The sequence below is a fragment of the Flavobacterium sp. UBA7680 genome, assembly GCF_002482975.1.
Classification (GTDB): Bacteria; Bacteroidota; Bacteroidia; order Flavobacteriales; family Flavobacteriaceae; genus Flavobacterium.
On sequence record NZ_DLHA01000054.1, the window covers coordinates 65,547 to 78,230 of the forward strand.

A 12,684-nucleotide genomic window follows, 5' to 3' on the forward strand; every position below is an offset into this window, starting at 1 on the left:
TACGATATACGTTGTGTTGATTTTTATTTTTTTTGAATTGCCTCCAGCTTTAGCTGGAGGTAAAAAAGTTATTAGAAAAGGGCTTTAGCCAAAACTTTAATATTGGGCTAAAGCCTTTCATGTTTTCATATTTTAAACCTCCAGCTAAAGCTGGAGGCAATTCATCTTTGTAAAGAATTGAATATTCTCATTTTATTCCGTAGAGACGCACAGCAGTGCGTCTACGTCTCGAATATCAAACATTGTGGTTACGTTGCGCAAGACGCACTGCTGTGCGTCTCTACAATATGCTTTGTGTTGATTTTCATTTTTTTAGAGAATTAAATATTCACATTTTATTCTGTAGAGACGCACAGCAGTGCGTCTACGCAACGTAACCCCAACGAATATCACTTTGCGCGCAAGACGCACTGCTGTGCGTCTCTACGATATGCTTTGTGTTGATTTTTATTTTTTGTTTTATAATTAATAATCAACAATCAACAATTCAAATCCGTTGTTGGTCGAAATTCTGCATTACGAAATTTCAATTTATAGTACATTTATGTTTACACATTATTTTAAGTAAATCAGCAATGAAAAATATTTTTCTTTCCATATGTTTTTTTGGTTTAATTTCCAGTGGTTTAAGTCAGGAATTGGCGAATGCTCCAAAACCTTTTGGACCGCTTCCTACGCAAAAACAAATCGACTGGCAGGAAATGGAATTTTATGCTTTTGTGCATTTTTCATTAAATACATTTACGAATAAAGAATGGGGTTACGGCGATGAATCTCCGAAATTATTTAACCCAACAAATCTTGATGTTCGCCAATGGGCGCGCATTGTGAAAGCGGCTGGAATGAAAGGAATAATTTTGGTTGCAAAACATCACGATGGATTCTGTTTATGGCCGTCGGCGTATACGGAACGTTCGGTTAAAAATTCTCCTTGGAAAGATGGAAAAGGTGATTTGGTTAAAGAATTGGCAGCAGCCTGTAAAGAATACAATTTAAAATTAGGATTATACCTTTCGCCTTGGGATAGAAACCGCGCCGATTATGGCAAACCAGAATATGTAACCTATTTCAGAAATCAGCTAAAAGAATTATTGACCAATTACGGCGATGTTTTCGAAATGTGGTTTGACGGTGCAAACGGCGGAGACGGTTATTATGGCGGAGCCAATGAAACCCGAAAAATCAATACGCTTGAATATTACAATTGGGATGAAACCTATAAATTGATTTACAAGACGGCACCTAAAACTTTGGTTTGGGGAGTTGGCCCTTCAGAAGCGCGATGGATTGGAAATGAAGATGGACGTGCCGGAAAAACAAATTGGTCGCTTTTACGTCAGAAAGATGAATTGGCAGGAAAAGTGCATTATACAGAATTTATGTCGGGTCATGAAGACGGCGAAAAATGGGTTCCGGGCGAAGCTGATGTTTCAATAAGACCGGGATGGTTTTACCATTCAGTTGAAGATGATAAAGTGCGTCCGCTGGATGAAATGGTTGATATTTATTACGAATCGGTTGGGCGAAATGCAACTTTATTATTAAATCTTCCGGTTGATAAAAAAGGTTTGGTTCACCAAAATGATGAAGCCAGATTAAAGGAATTAGTTGCAACCATAAAAGCCGATTTTAAAACGGAATTATTATCCAAAACAAAAATTGCTGCGGATAATGTTAGAGGGAATAGTTTAGAATTTTCTGCAAAAAATGTTTCTGACGAAAATAAAAATTCCTATTGGGCAACAGACGATAATGTAAAAACAGCTTCAATAACTTTTGAGTTTGAAAAACCTACAGATATAAACCGAGTTTTACTTCAGGAATATATTGCGCTTGGACAACGCGTAAAAGCTTTTAATGTTGAAGCAAAAGTTGATGGAAACTGGAAAGCCGTGGCAAATGAAACAACGATTGGTTATAAAAGAATTTTAAGAATCGACAGAGTAAAAGCTTCGGCATTAAGAATTAATATCACGGATTCAAAAGCAAATATTGTTATTTCAAATATTCAGGCTTACAACGCGCCGACTTTTGTGCGTATGCCGGAAATTCAGCGTGATAAAAATGGCGATGTAACCCTAAAATCAGAAGATGGAAATCCAGTTTATTATTCGCTTGACGGAAAAAATCCAACGAAAAAAAGTACTTTATATAAAGGAGTATTTCGGGTTAATAAAGCGGTTACTATAAAAGCCGTTGCTATTGATACTGCAGAAAATATCAGCAGTGCTGTGAAAACGGCAAAATACGGTGCATCAAAAGAAAACTGGAAAATAGTTTCGGCTTCAAGTGGAGACTTAAAATCAGCTGACCGAATTATTGACGGAAATCCAAATACAGATTGGAGTTTTGGAGGTGATGCCAATAAACTTCCGCAGGAAATAACTATTGATATGGGAAGTCTTTTAAATCTAAACGGCTTTACTTATGTACCGCAGCAAGTGGGTAATAATCTCAATTTAATCTCCAATTACGAGTTCTACACAAGTGTCGATAATGTAAACTGGACATTGCAGTCTGAGGGTGAATTCTCGAATATTAAACATAATCCTATCGAACAGGTTAAGACTTTCAAAAAAGCTAAAGCCAGATATGTTCGTTTTGTTGCCAAGTCAGCGGTAGGGAAGGGTTCAACAGTTTCTATTGCAGAAATAAACCTGATCGAAGCATTATAATTGCATTTTAATTTGTAATCTTTTTGCTTAAAGTTTCCAATTTTGTTTTTTAGCGAAGCTTACAGGTTATTAGTCGAATTTTTGATTATTTACATTATGTAATATTTAATTTTATACTAAATAATTACAACAACAGGCAAATGATTAAAGAAAGTATAAATTTCAAAGAGGCTGGAAAGTTCGAAGAAACGCGTTTTGAAAAAATACACAATGTAATTTTCGATTCGTCTAAAGAAGCTTCGATTTTAGTTGCTCAGGAAATCGCCAATATAATTCAAAGAAAAGAAGAACTAAATGAACCTTGCGTTTTAGGTTTGGCAACAGGATCTTCACCTATAAAAGTATACGAAGAATTAGTTCGTCTTCATAAAGAAGAAGGTTTAAGTTTTGAAAACGTAGTGACTTTCAACTTAGATGAATATTATCCAATGGATAAAAAAGATATTCAGAGTTACTGGTATTTCATGCACGAGCATCTTTTTAATCATGTTAATATTCTGCCTCAAAATATTAATATTCCTGATGGAAGTATCAGCAATGAAGACCTTCAGCAATATTGTATTGATTATGAAATGAAAATTAAAGCTTATGGCGGATTGGATTTTCAGCTTTTAGGAATTGGAAGAACGGGACATATCGGGTTCAACGAGCCGGGATCTCACGTTAATTCAGGAACGAGAAGCATTACATTGGATCACTTAACGCGTGTTGATGCGGCTTCATCATTTTTAGGAATTGATAATGTGCCTAAAAAAGCGATTACAATGGGAATTGGTACGGTAAAAAATGCCAAAAGAATTGTACTTCTTGGATGGGGAATCAGCAAAGCAGAAATTATAAAGAAAACAATCGAAGGTGAAATTTCATCTCGGGTTCCAGCGACGTATTTACAACAGCACAACAACACAACTTTTGTTTTAGATACCGAAGCTTCATCAGAATTAACGAGAGTAAAAACACCTTGGTTAGTAAAATCTGTAATCTGGACAGATGAATTGAAATTGAAAGCGGTGGCTTGGTTAAGTGAATTAACTAAAAAACCTTTCTTAAAGTTGACTGACAAAGATTATAATGATAATGGAATGTCAAGCGTTTTAAGCGAAGAAGGAACTGCATACAATTTGAATATTAAAATGTTCAATAAAATGCAGCAGACTATTACGGGCTGGCCAGGCGGAAAACCAAATGCGGATGATACGTACAGACCTGAACGAGCTACTCCGGAAAGAAAAAGAATTATCATTTTTAGTCCGCATCCAGATGATGATGTTATCTCAATGGGAGGAACTTTTGACCGATTGGTAGAACAAGGACACGATGTTCATATTGCATACCAGACTTCTGGAAATATTGCAGTTTCGAATCAGGAAGCTTTAAAATTTGCTGAAATTACAAAAGCATTAAATACAGATTCTGCTGAAGCTGAAAAGATTATTGACTTTTTGAAAAACAAAAAAAGTAATGATATTGATTCATTAGAAGTTAGAAAATTAAAAGGTTTGATTAGAAGAAGTGAGTCTCTTGCGGCAACAAGATATTTAGGTTTGCCGGATTCTAATGTAAACTTCCTTGATCTTCCTTTTTATGAAACGGGAACGGTAAAGAAAAATAATCTTGGTGAAGCGGATATCGAAATTATGTGTGATATCATTGAAAGGATAAAACCTCATCAAATCTACGCAGCAGGAGATTTAGCAGATCCGCACGGAACGCACAAAGTTTGTCTGGATAGTTTATTTGAAGCTTTGAAACGTTTGAAACATAAAAGTTTTATGGATGACTGTTGGGTTTGGTTGTACCGAGGTGCTTGGCACGAATGGGAAACGTACCAAATCGAAATGGCGGTTCCAATGAGTCCGGATCAGGTGCTGAAAAAACGTCACGCGATTTTCTATCACCAATCTCAAAAAGATGGTGTAATGTTCCAGGGTGATGACAGCCGTGAATTCTGGATTAGAGCAGAAGACAGAAACAGATTAACTGCAGAAAAATATCACGCTTTAGGTTTAGCAGATTATTCTGCAATTGAAGCCTTTAAGAGATATTTCTTCTAAGAAAATATTTAAAATAAAATAGACTATTTCATGTGGTTTATTTGGTTAGTTACCAAGTTTTGAAATGCAGCCGTGGTTGGCTGCATTTTTTTTATGCTTGTTTTTGAGATTTAACCGCTAAGTTTTTTTACCGCAAAGAGCGCTAAGGTTTACGCAAAGTTCGCAAAGTTTTTTTTTAGCTTTATCATTAAAAGAAGCTGAAGGACACAAAGCTGTTCGTCATTTTTTGTCACCCTGAGCGAAGTCGAAGGGCGTAAAGTTGCTCCACAAAGTATATCCTCAATAAATATTCAACACAATCTTGTCATTTCGAGGAACGAGAAATCTCCGCAAGTAGCTCGATAAAGATTGACGATTATCGTTATCGAGTTTCTAGTGCGATTTCTCGTTCCTCGAAATGACAAACCTCAACTAAAAGAAAAAACCTTTGTCAAAGTTTCAAACTTTGACAAAGGTCTCGTTATAAAAAAAGTTCGCAAAGCTTTGTGAATAAACTTTGCGAACTTTGCGTAAACCTTAGCGCTCTTTGCGGTTAAATACTATATAGAAGAATTCAAAATTCTCTGTTTCACATGATCAATATACGATCTTCCAATAACGTATCTAAGTCCTTCAATTTCAATACTGTTTCCTTCAACGGCGTCGATTTTGTCGATTGCGATCGTGTAGGAACGGTGAATTCTCAGGAAGTTTTTTTCGGGTAATAAATCTGTAAAATCAGATAAAGTGCTGTGAATGATGTATTTTCCCGTTAAGGTGTTTATTTTTAAGTAATCTTTTAGGCTTTCGATAACCAGAATTTCATTGAAGAAAATCTTCTTCATTCTTTTTTTGTCGATTTTTACGAAAATAAAAGGGCTGTCTGTGGTATTTTCTTGTGGAGAATTGGTTTTATTTTCGAGCCTTTTGCTGATTTTATTCAGCGTTTTCATTAATCTCGGAAATTCGATTGGTTTTACCAGATAATCTAAAACGTCGAGTTCGTAAGTTTCAATCGCAAACTGACTGTAAGCGCTTGTAATAACTAATAATGGTGGGTTTTCAAGACTTTTTATAAAATTAATTCCGTCAAGAACAGGCATATTTATGTCAAGAAAAATAACGTCAACTCTATTATTTTTCAGAAAATTTAAGCCCTCAATTGGATTGCTGAAAGTATCTATTACCTCAAAATTCTCAATTGGCTCTAAATAGTTTTTTATAACATTGATTGCCAATGGCTCATCGTCAATAATCAAACATTTTATCTTCATTTCTATAATCTTATGTTATTTGAGCGAAATAATCTAGCAGGTAAACTTATATACGAGGAAAAGCTGCATTTAGGTTACTTTAATCACAAGCTTCACGACAAAAATATTCTTTTTATTTTTAAATGAAAGCTTATAGTCATTTTTATTATATCCTAATTCCAGTCTTTTTTTGACATTTTCGATACCTATGCCACTTGACTTGTTAAAATTATCCTGATGCTGCGTAATTTCTGGCGTTGGGTTTGAAATCGTAAAATGCAGAAAATCTCCTTTTACTTTAAAATCAATATTAATCCTCACTTTTCCAGTGTTTTTGTTTACACCGTGTTTAAAGGCATTTTCAACAAAAGTCAATAAAATCACCGGAGAAATCTCCTTATCGTGAATATCTCCCGAAACTTCCATGTTCACTTCCAGGCGTTCATCATTTCTGATTCTTTCTAAATCCAGATAATTCTGAATACATAAAATTTCGTTTTCTAAACTTTGCTTTTTGCCACTTGTGTCATAAAGCATATAACGCATTAATTCTGAAAGTTTTAAAACAATCTTTGGCGTTTTATTCGATTTTTCTACAGATAATGAATAGATATTATTTAAAGTATTGAAGAAAAAATGCGGAGAGATCTGTGATTTCAGGAAAAGCAGTTCTGTTTCCAGTTGCGATTTCTCTAAATCGGTCACCCTTTTTTGCTCTTTTAAAAAGTCCAAAGTGATTTTGATTGCTGTAACAAAAGTGATTACGTACAATTCTCCCATCATCATATCAATGGTATAATTAAGTGTCAGCTTATCAATTGTCTGCGGACCTTCCGGCCAAACATTGTGTGTGATTAACAGATAAGTAAGATTAAATTTTACCAATACCATAATGAAAATGGCAGACAAAACGGCAAGAACATAAAGCACATATTTTTTTCGGTAAACGAGAAACGGCATGAAAATCAGAATATTCAAATAACACAACGTCATGTGAATAGGGAAACCCAGCAAATTGGTTTTTAGCGAATACAAATAGTCATTAAAATAACTTCCCCATCGAAAAGTATTAAATAAGAAATAAGTCAGCCAAAAAACCACATGATAATACAAAGGTACGCGGTATAATTTGTTAGAATTGAAATTCATAATATGAGTATGTTTTGTGACTTTTTTTGATGTTTATCTAAGTTTATGTGTTGTCCGTCTAAATAAGTTTTAATAAAAAGTCGGTTTGTTTAAATTTAAAGTTAAATTAAGGTTGTTTTATATGAAGAAAATTCTCGTGCCTGCTTTATTTGCAATTTTGGCTACAAGTTGTAAAATAAATGTAAACAAAAATAATAAACAGGAAAATATTTTTGTTAACCATGTTGATCCTTTTATAGGAACAGGTGGACACGGCCATACGTACCCTGGAGCGACAGTTCCTTTTGGGATGTTGCAAGTAAGTCCGGATAACGGAATCTCAAGCTGGGACTGGTGTTCAGGCTATCATTATTCAGATTCTATCGTTTCTGGTTTCAGTCATTTACATTTAAGCGGAACAGGAATTGGCGATTTGGCGGACATTTTATTTATGCCGACCAACAAAAAAGTCGATTTGACATTAAAAACAACTTCACGCGATCAATTACCTTATAAATCATTTTACAGTCATGTTAACGAAAAAGCAGCACCGGGCTCTTACCAAGTTTTTCTTAAGGATCCTAAAATCAATGTAGAATTAACTTCTTCACAAAGAACAGCGTATCATAAATATACGTTTACCAAAAATGATAAACAATCTGTAATTGTCGATTTAGGATTTGCCATAAATTGGGACAAAGCCTTAAAAACCGGAATTACAATTGAAGACGAATATACTATAAGCGGTTACAGATATAGCAAAGGCTGGGCAGCAAATCAAAAAGTGTTTTTTGTAGCCAAGTTTTCAAAACCTATTGCAGAATCAGTTTTATCTGCAGATAAACAAATTGTTACTGGCAAGAAAGCAGATGCAGAAAATACATCGGCACAATTATTTTTTGACACGAAAAACTCAGAGGAACTATTTATAAAAGTTGCTTTATCATCTGTAAGTGTGGCTAATGCCAAAGATAATCTGGACGGAGAAAAAGCAAATTTCGACAATACAAAATCAGAAGCCGCTTCGATTTGGAATAACGCATTAAGCAAAATTAAAGTTGAAACACCAGTAGATTCGTTAAAAACGATTTTTTATACTGCGATGTATCACGCACAAGTTGCCCCTGTAACCTATAGTGATAAAAACGGTCAATTTAGAAAAGAGGATGATCAAATTGTTACAGCAAAAGATTATACCGCTTATTCGACCTTATCACTATGGGATACTTTTAGAGCCGAAAATCCTTTATTGACTTTATTGGCGCCAGACAAAACTTCAGACATCGTAAACTCTATGTTAGCGTATTACGATACGAAAAAAATATTACCGGTTTGGACTTTATATGCGAATGAAACCAACACAATGACTGGATATCACTCGATTCCTGTAATTGTCGATGCATACTTAAAAGGTATAAAAGGTTTTGATGCCGAAAAAGCTTTCGAAGCCATGAAAGCCACCATGATGCAGGACGAACGCGGTTTAAATTTCTACAAAAAATACGGTTATATACCTTATAATTTATTAGACGAATCAGTTACAATTACTTTGGAATATGCTTACGACGATTGGTGTGTAGCGCAAATGGCAAAAGCTTTAGGAAAAAATGCTGATTACGAATTTTTCTTAAAACGTTCTCAGGCATACCAATATTTATTTGATCCGAAAACAGGATTCATGAGAGGAAAATCAGATGATGGAAAATCATGGAACGAGCCTTTCGACCCAAAACATTCTAACCACAGAGAACACACTGATTATACCGAAGGAAATGCCTGGCAGCACAGTTGGTTTGTACCGCAAAATGTTGATAATTTAATTTCGATTCACGGTGGAAATGAAACTTTTACAAAACGTTTAGAGCAACTATTTACCGAAAGTTCAGAAATTACAGGAAACAATGTTTCGGCAGATATTTCGGGACTAATTGGGCAATATGCACACGGAAACGAACCAAGTCATCACATCGCATACATGTTCAACCATGCAGGACAGCCTTGGAGAACGCAATATTGGGTACGACATATTTTAGATACGCAATACAATACAACACCAAACGGATTAAGCGGAAACGAAGACTGCGGACAAATGTCGGCTTGGTATGTTTTCAGTTCAATGGGATTATACCCAATGAATCCGGCTTCGGGAGAATATGAAATTGGAAGTCCGATTTTCGAGAAAGCAACCATTAATCTTGAAGGCGGAAAAACGTTTGTAATTGAAGCACAAAATGTTTCAGACAAAAACTTTTACATTCAGTCGGCAACTTTAAACGGAGTCGAATTCAATCAAACAGCAATCACACATCAACAGATTTTAAAAGGCGGGGTTTTACATTTTGTAATGGGACCTCAGCCAAATAAAAACTGGGGAACAAAAAAATAAAACAAAAACGTAACTAACCTACTAACAAATATATTTAATGGATATTATTGACGTATCGATAATCGTAGCTTACATTCTGCTCTCAGTGAGTATCGGAATCTGGATTTCAAGAAAAGCAAAACAAGGATTGGATGATTATTTTCTTGGCGGAAAAACAATCAAATGGTATTTTTTAGGTCTAAGCAACGGATCTGGAATGTTTGATGTTTCCGGAACTTCCTGGATGATTGGGGTACTTTTTCTGTACGGAGTAAAAAGTTTCATGTTCATGTGGCTTTGGCCAATTTGGAACCAGATTTTCGTAATGATGTTCCTCGCAGTCTGGATTAGAAGATCAAAAGTAATGACAGGTTCTGAGTGGATTTTAACCCGCTTTGGAAGCGACAGAGCCGGAAAAGCATCACATATTATCGTGGCTATTTTTGCCATTATTTCCACAATTGGTTTTATCGCTTATTTCTTTGAAGGAATCGGAAAATTTGTAACCATTATTCTTCCGTGGGATTTAGCGCTTCATTATGGCGATATGATTTTATTAACTTCAGAGCGTTCTTATGCGTTAATCATCATCTTTTTAACTACGATTTACACTGTAAAAGGCGGAATGTTTTCTGTAGTTGCGACAGAAGTTGTACAATATTTAATCATGATTGTAGCCGGAGTTTTAATTGCCGGATATGCTTTTGTTAATTATACTGATATTCAGATAAATTCGGTTATTACCGAGGAGTGGAAAAATGTTTTCTTCGGATGGCAGTTTGAAACCCAATGGAGTGATAAATTCCAAACCTTCAATAATTTAATTGATTCTGAAGGTTACAAAATGTTTGGAGCTTTCATCGGAATGACTTTGTTTAAAGGATTTTTTGCAAGTGTCGCAGGGCCAACACCAAGTTACGATTTACAAAGAGTTCTTTCAACTAAATCTGTAAAAGAAGCAGCTTATATGAGCGGTTTCACCAACTTAATTTTATTCATTCCAAGATACTTATTAATCACAGGAATCGTAGTAATTGCATTGGTAAACTTAGCACCAGAATTAAATGCCAACACAGGTTTAACCGGAGCTGATTTAGAATTATTAATGCCAAAAGTGGTCAATTTATATATTCCGGTTGGAATAAAAGGAATTCTTTTAGCAGGTTTATTAGCCGCATTTATGTCGGGATTCTCAGCTTTCGTAAATGCAGGACCGGCATATATTGTAAACGATATTTATAAAAAATACTTTAAACCAGTTGCTACAAATGCACATTATATTAAAGTAAGTCAGATTTCATCTTTCCTTGTAGTTGGTTTAGGTGTTTTCATGGGATTCTTCGCTGATTCTATCAACTCTCTAACACTTTGGATTACAAGTGCTTTATACGGAGGTTACGTTGCCGCAAATTTCCTAAAATGGATTTGGTGGCGTTTTAACGGATGGGGTTATTTCTGGGGAATGTTCGCCGGATTAATTGTTGCTTCTTTACAATTTGCTTTAGGTCAGGCCAAAGGAAGTTTAACCGAAGGATCATTTTTATACGATTTAGCACAAGTACAAGCGATTTACTTGTTCCCAATAATATTTGGTTTCTCTATTTTAGGATGCGTTTTAGGAACATTCTTAAGCAAGCCAACAGATATGGAAGTTTTAAAATCATTCTACGCAAACGTAAGACCTTGGGGATTCTGGGGTCCGGTTTATAAAGTATTAAAGTCAGAAGATTTTACTTTCGAAAAAAACAATGATTTCTGGAGAGATATGATGAATTGCGCGATAGGAATTGTGTGGCAGTCGAGCATGATTTTGCTTCCGATATTCTTTATTATCAGAGATTATCCAAAAGCAATTACGGCTTTGATTGTGTTTTTAGTAGCAACTACGATATTAAAATTCACATGGTTAGATAAGGTTAGAAAAATCGAAGACTAAGATAACGTTTGTCATTTCGACTGAAAGGAGAAATCGCACTCGTAAATCGACAAAGATTGACGATTTAGATTGAGGAATTCCTAGTGCGATTTCTCGTTCCTCGAAATGACAAGATTGAGAAAAATTAAACACATAGAAACATAGGTTTTAAATGTATATAAAAGAATACAAAAAGAAACTAGTTTCTAACACATAGTCCCGATAGCTATCGGGATAAGTTAATACAAGTGAAACGCCTTTAAGCGGTTTTCAAAAACTATGTTCTTATGTGTTTAAACAAATGACAAAAGTGAGAGAATAAAACAAACAATAAAAAACAAAAAAAATGAGCAGTATTCCTTGGCAAGACAGACCCGAAAACAGTAACGATGTAATGTGGAGATATTCTGAAAATCCAATTATCGACAGATATGCAATACCATCATCAAACAGTATTTTTAATAGTGCTGTAGTTCCTTTTGGAGATGGTTATGCGGGAGTTTTCAGATGTGATAACAAAGCGGTTCAAATGAATATTTTTGCCGGCTTTAGTAAAAACGGAATCGATTGGGACATTAACCACGAACCAATCGTAATGCAGTCTGGTAATACAGATATGATCGAATCTGCTTATAAATACGATCCGCGTGTGGTTTTCATCGAAGACCGTTACTGGATTACGTGGTGTAATGGTTACAATGGACCAACTATTGGTATTGGATATACTTTTGACTTTAAAGAGTTTTTTCAATGCGAAAATGCGTTTTTACCATTCAACAGAAACGGAGTTTTATTCCCTCAAAAAATAAACGGAAAATACGCAATGTTAAGCCGTCCAAGTGATAACGGACATACGCCATTTGGAGATATCTGGATCAGCTACAGTCCTGATATGAAATATTGGGGAGAACATAGATTGGTAATGAAACCAACTCCATTTGAAGACAGCGCATGGCAATGTACAAAAGTGGGAGCAGGGCCAATTCCTATTTTAACAAACGAAGGCTGGCTGATGATCTACCACGGAGTTATCAATACCTGCAACGGTTTCCGTTATGCAATGGGTTCAGCACTTTTAGATGTTGATTCGCCAGACAAAGTAAAATACAGAACACAACCATATTTATTAGGCCCGGCAGAAATTTATGAAATGGTAGGAGATGTGCCAAATGTTGTTTTTCCATGTGCCGCTTTACACGATGCAGAAGAAGATAAATTAGCCGTTTATTATGGTGCAGCAGATACTGCCGTAGCCATTGCATTTGGTAAATTAAGTGAAGTAATTCAGTTTACAAAAGATAACAGTTTATAGAAA

7 protein-coding genes are annotated in these 12,684 nt (G+C 35.2%); 5 read left to right on the forward strand and 2 right to left on the reverse strand.

Annotated features, from left to right (window positions below):
* The first annotated feature begins 575 nt into the window (after window positions 1-575).
* Together B3C18_RS22295 and nagB are read left to right on the forward strand one after the other, a co-directional pair.
* Window positions 576-2,675 (forward strand): alpha-L-fucosidase, encoded by a 2,100-nt coding sequence (locus B3C18_RS22295; protein ID WP_291152041.1) that lies wholly within the window; start codon window positions 576-578, stop codon window positions 2,673-2,675.
* Between the two features lie 140 nt (window positions 2,676-2,815).
* Window positions 2,816-4,729, forward strand: coding sequence for a glucosamine-6-phosphate deaminase (gene nagB / locus B3C18_RS22300; RefSeq protein ID WP_291152044.1), 1,914 nt, complete (start codon window positions 2,816-2,818; stop codon window positions 4,727-4,729).
* A 539-nt stretch (window positions 4,730-5,268) separates the two neighbouring features.
* Here the strand turns inward: nagB and B3C18_RS22305 are convergent.
* On the reverse strand, window positions 5,269-5,982 hold the full coding sequence (locus B3C18_RS22305; RefSeq protein ID WP_073486976.1) for a LytR/AlgR family response regulator transcription factor: 714 nt from the start codon (window positions 5,980-5,982) through the stop codon (window positions 5,269-5,271).
* 69 nt (window positions 5,983-6,051) lie between these two features.
* A complete protein-coding gene (locus tag B3C18_RS22310) occupies window positions 6,052-7,110 on the reverse strand; it encodes a sensor histidine kinase (RefSeq protein WP_291152049.1) in 1,059 nt (352 codons plus the stop codon).
* Between the two features lie 121 nt (window positions 7,111-7,231).
* Between B3C18_RS22310 and B3C18_RS22315 the strand changes: the two genes are divergently transcribed.
* The 3 genes from B3C18_RS22315 (at window position 7,232) to B3C18_RS22325 (ending at window position 12,681) form a co-directional block, all read left to right on the forward strand.
* Complete coding sequence (locus B3C18_RS22315; protein WP_291152052.1) at window positions 7,232-9,475, forward strand: GH92 family glycosyl hydrolase; 2,244 nt, start codon at window positions 7,232-7,234, stop codon at window positions 9,473-9,475.
* Window positions 9,476-9,512: 37 nt separating this feature from the next.
* Window positions 9,513-11,390, forward strand: coding sequence for a sodium:solute symporter family protein (locus B3C18_RS22320; RefSeq protein WP_291152055.1), 1,878 nt, complete (start codon window positions 9,513-9,515; stop codon window positions 11,388-11,390).
* Between the two features lie 325 nt (window positions 11,391-11,715).
* Window positions 11,716-12,681, forward strand: coding sequence for a glycoside hydrolase family 130 protein (locus B3C18_RS22325; RefSeq protein ID WP_291152057.1), 966 nt, complete (start codon window positions 11,716-11,718; stop codon window positions 12,679-12,681).
* Window positions 12,682-12,684: the final 3 nt, after the last annotated feature.